We start from the raw sequence: 1,048 nt of genomic DNA, 5'->3' as shown, positions 1-1,048 counted from the left end.
AACATCACCCGACGCGAAAGCGGGCAGACTTCCTCGTGGTCTCTCCTCACCAGAGAGTTTGCAGAACCATCTAAACGGAAGGAAAGCAAATGAGCGCAGCAACACGGGCGCGTGCACCTTCGGGCGTGGCGTGGAACGGCATCAATTGGGCCGATGTTCAACGTCAGGTAAGGAGGCTGCAATCGCGTATGGTGAAGGCGGTACAGGCCGGCCGCCATAACAGGGTGAAAGCACTGCAATGGCTGCTGACCCATTCGTTCAGCGGCCGTGCATTAGCCGTGAAGCGGGTGACTGAAAACAAAGGCAGGAACACCCCCGGTGTGGACAAGGTAACGTGGAAAACACCGGCGGCAAAGGCCAACGCGATTGCGTCGTTGAAGAGGCGGGATTATTCGCCCCTTCCACTTCGGAGAGTTTTTATTCTGAAGAAAAACGGCAAGACGAGGCCGCTCGGCATACCCGTGATGAAATGCCGCGCCATACAGGCGTTACATCTGCTGGCGTTGGAACCCGTGGCGGAAACCACCGCCGATCTGAATTCTTATGGGTTCAGACCGGAACGCTCTACTGCTGACGCTGGAGGACAATGCTTCATTTCTCTGGCAAAAAAGGCGAGTGCGGAATGGGTGCTGGAGGCCGACATCCACGGCTGTTTCGACAAAATTTCCCACGACTGGATGATCGCCAATATCCCCACGGACAAGGTGATTCTAAAGAAGTGGCTCAAAGCGGGATACGTGTATCAAAACGAACTCTTCCCCACTGACACCGGCACCCCGCAAGGGGGAATTATTTCCCCGGTGGCAGCCAACATGACGCTCGATGGCCTCGAAGCGATGCTAGCGGAGAAATTCCCGCGAGCCAGGCAGAGAGGACTGAAAATGAACATGGTGCGTTACGCGGACGATTTCATTATTACCGGCCACTCGAAAGAGTGGCTGGAACATGAAGTCAGGCCGGCAGTAGCTGAATTCCTGACGGAACGCGGGCTGGTCCTATCACCAGAAAAGACCAGGATAACGCACATCAAGGATGGGTTTGATTTCCT

At 55.2% G+C, this 1,048-nt stretch carries 1 protein-coding gene; it reads left to right on the top strand.

Features of this window, described 5'->3' with window-relative positions:
* Window positions 1-89: 89 nt before the first annotated feature.
* The coding region (locus P0D89_RS53330) for a reverse transcriptase domain-containing protein (RefSeq protein ID WP_408379702.1) at window positions 90-1,048 on the top strand (959 nt) is incomplete at its 3' end.

This window comes from Paraburkholderia sp. RL18-085-BIA-A (assembly GCF_046027075.1).
In the GTDB taxonomy this organism is placed as follows: Bacteria; Pseudomonadota; Gammaproteobacteria; order Burkholderiales; family Burkholderiaceae; genus Paraburkholderia.
Note: the sequence above shows the minus strand (reverse complement) of the source record. Positions and strands in the feature narration are given on the sequence as shown.